This window comes from Bradyrhizobium sp. (genome assembly GCF_016462955.1).
Classification (GTDB): Bacteria; Pseudomonadota; Alphaproteobacteria; order Rhizobiales; family Xanthobacteraceae; genus Bradyrhizobium.
Genome location: NZ_JAEMSD010000018.1, coordinates 14,876 through 17,824 on the forward strand (window position 1 = coordinate 14,876; position 2,949 = coordinate 17,824).

Genomic DNA, 2,949 nt, shown 5'->3' on the forward strand with positions numbered 1-2,949 from the left:
TGCCGAAGCCGGTCGAGCGGCGCATCGGCGATGCCGCCGAAGTGCAGATGAAGACCCTCTTCGGCCGCAGCGTGTGCGAAGATCCCGCAGGCAAGGCCGCCTTCATCAAGCTCGTCAACCGGCTGCGCGATGCGGCCGGCCTCGACGACACCACCACGGCGGGCGTGCTGCCGACGTCTATACCGAACGCTTTCGCGCTGCCCGGCGGCAAGGTGTTCGTGCTGAAAGGCCTGCTCGACAAGGCCGAGAATCCCGACGAACTCGCCGGCATCCTCGCCCACGAGCTCGGCCATCTCAAGCATCACGACAACATGCGCGGCCTGATCTACAACGGCGGCACCTCGTTCCTGATCGGCCTTTTGTTCGGCGACGTCACCGGGTCCTCGGCCGTGATCTTCGCCTCGCGCAGCCTGGTCGAAGCCTCCTATTCGCGCGAAGCCGAGACGGACGCCGACACCTTCGCGATCGAGATCATGCATGCGCTCGGCCGCTCGCCCAAGCCTGCAGCCGAATTGATGTTCCGCATCACCGGCAAGGAGGGCGGTTCCGGTCTGACCAATATCCTCGCCAGTCACCCGCTTACCGAAGATCGCCTCGCGCGCATGACGAGGGAAGATCGTCCAGTCAGCGGCCCGGCGCTGCTGACCGACAAGGAGTGGCAGGCGCTGAAGGGGATCTGCCGCAGCGGTAAGGTGTGACCACCCACCCTCAGCGTGTCACTTCGCCGGGGCTTGAGGCGGATTCGACCCGGTGGTGACGTTCGGCGCCGTGTTCGCATCCTGGGTCGTGGTCTGGGGACCGAACTCGCGTCCATTGTAGAGGAAGACGGTCGCGACTACCGCAATCACGAAGAGGGCTCCGACCGCCCAGCCCACCGGGCTATTGCGGCGCGCACTGTCACTCCTGCGGTCGTCATTCTGATTGGTCATTGTTGCTCTCCATTGCAATGAGGAGAACCTCGCGCGCCGCAAGCTGTTCCAAGAGCCTGAGGCGGAGCCGAACGAGCGGCCGCTGTGCCGCGAAATGCTACCTCGTTCCGTAGGCGCGGTCGCCGGCATCGCCGAGACCGGGCAGGATGAAGCCGTTCTCGTCGAGGCCCTCGTCCACCGCCGCGGTCCAGATCGGCACGTCCGGGTGGAAACCGCGCAGCCGTTCGAGCCCTTCCGGCGCGGCGATCAGGCAGGCGAGGCGGATGTCCCTGGCCCCACGCTCCTTCAGCCGGTCGATGGCGGCGACGGCGGTGTTGGCCGTGGCCACCACCGGCGTCACCACGATCGCCAGCCGCTCGCCGAGATCGGACGGCGACTTGAAGAAGTATTCCACCGCGGCAAAGCTCTGCGGCTCGCGGTAGATCCCGATATGGGCAACGCGTGCGGTCGGCACCAGGTCCATCATGCCCTCGACGAAGGTGGTGCCGGCGCGCAGCATCGGCACGAACACCAGTTTCTTGCCGGCGAGCTTGGCCGAGTGCATCGTCGCCAGCGGCGTCTCGATGACGGTGTCGGTGAGCGGCAGATCGCGCGTCACCTCGTAACACAGGAGCATGCCGATCTCCTTCGTCAGTTCGCGAAAGGATTTGGTCGAGATGGACTTGTCCCGCACCAGCGTCAGCTTGTGCTGCACCAGGGGATGATCGACGATCGTGACGCCTTCCATGGGATGCTCTCTTCTTCCCTTCTCCCCTGGTGGGAGAAGGTGGCGCGAAGCGCCGGATGAGGGGTTGTCTCCGCGAACTCGAACTGAGAGATGGGCTCGCGGAGAGAACCCCTCACCCGGCTTCGCTGTCGCGAAGCCACCCTCTCCCACAAGGGGGGAGGGTCAGAACACCGTGCCGTCGCTGATCACCTTGAGCGGCGGCGAGCCATCGGGACGACGCGAAAATGCAATGGCGCGGCCTGCGGCCCAACTGCCGCCTTCGAGGATGCTCGCAAGCGGCAAGGTCTCCGGCGTGCGACCGAGCTTGGCGCGAACCAGTTCGGCAAGGCGATCCAGCAGCGCCACCGTCAGCGCGCGCCACTCCACGACGAGCAGCGAATCCACCGCATGTGCGCGCTCGGCATCGGCAGCATCGCGCAGGCGCAGCACGTCGTGATCGACGAACAGGCCGCCATTGCGGTATTCGGCGAGCCCGGTCAGGCCGTCGATGTCGGTGACGGCAAAGCCGGCGCGCTGCAGCGGCTCGATCAGCGAATAGCTCAGCCATTGCGACAGCTTGTGCAGCGGCACGAGGCCCGCGGTCGCGTCAGCGGCCTTGATCGCCGGATGACGCCAACAATCGCCGAGAGGGATGCCGGCGAGTTCGAGCCGTGACGGCCAGATCGGTCCGAGCTGGTCCAGCACCGCCGACAGGATCGCGGGCGCGGCGATGACATCGCCATCCGCATGCGCCGCGATGTGATCGAACAGACCGCCCGGCCGCGGCGTGTCGTGCAAACCGAAGATTTCCGGACGCGCGGCGGCCAGCCGACCCAGACGCTGCAGCAGATCGGTGCGTCCTTCGAGGCCGAGCAGCGGATTGGCGTCGCTCGCCTGAAAGGCGGATGTGAGCGCGGCGGGCGGCAGCTTTGCGAGCACATCCGCATCCGCCCTGAGTGGCGCACACGCGTCGCGCGAGAACAGACCGCTCGCGAACATGTCGAGGCTCGCGATCGCAAGCCCTTCCGAGCGGCCGATGGCCTGTCCCGTCGCCGCATCGCGGTATCGCCACGCCGCACCTGCACCGGCATCGAGCAGCACGCTGACGATGGCGAGGTCGAACTCCGCGCGCGCCCGCGCCGCGCGGTCCGGCCAGGATGCAGCGTCGGCAAGCCGCGCCCAGCGGTCAACGCCGCCAAGCACGAAATGCCGCCACCGCGCGTGGAAGGGGATATCGAGCGCCGGGTAGGCCTTGCGTGTCACCGCAAGTACGGCCTCCGCGACGCCGTCCATGCGGCCGAGATCAACCGTGAA

Annotated in this window: 4 protein-coding genes; 1 reads left to right on the plus strand and 3 read right to left on the minus strand. The window is 67.0% G+C overall.

Going from position 1 to position 2,949, the window contains the following annotated elements; genetic code table 11:
- Window positions 1-698 (plus strand): M48 family metallopeptidase (locus JHD07_RS03915; RefSeq protein WP_291619155.1); only part of this gene is annotated, 698 nt, incomplete at its 5' end.
- Between the two features lie 18 nt (window positions 699-716).
- Here JHD07_RS03915 and JHD07_RS03920 read toward each other — a convergent pair.
- The 3 genes from JHD07_RS03920 to JHD07_RS03930 form a co-directional block, all read right to left on the minus strand.
- Window positions 717-929, minus strand: coding sequence for a hypothetical protein (locus JHD07_RS03920; RefSeq protein WP_291619157.1), 213 nt, complete (start codon window positions 927-929; stop codon window positions 717-719).
- Window positions 930-1,026: 97 nt separating this feature from the next.
- Window positions 1,027-1,656, minus strand: coding sequence for a uracil phosphoribosyltransferase (gene upp, locus JHD07_RS03925; protein WP_291619159.1), 630 nt, complete (start codon window positions 1,654-1,656; stop codon window positions 1,027-1,029).
- Between the two features lie 162 nt (window positions 1,657-1,818).
- A partial coding sequence (locus tag JHD07_RS03930) for a URC4/urg3 family protein (protein WP_291619161.1) occupies window positions 1,819-2,949 on the minus strand: 1,131 nt, incomplete at its 5' end.

Coding starts and splice junctions, on each gene's coding strand:
- JHD07_RS03920 (WP_291619157.1), bottom strand. CDS start 929: ATGACCAATCAGAATGACGACCGCAGGAGTGACAGTGCGCGCCGCAAT.
- upp (WP_291619159.1), bottom strand. CDS start 1,656: ATGGAAGGCGTCACGATCGTCGATCATCCCCTGGTGCAGCACAAGCTG.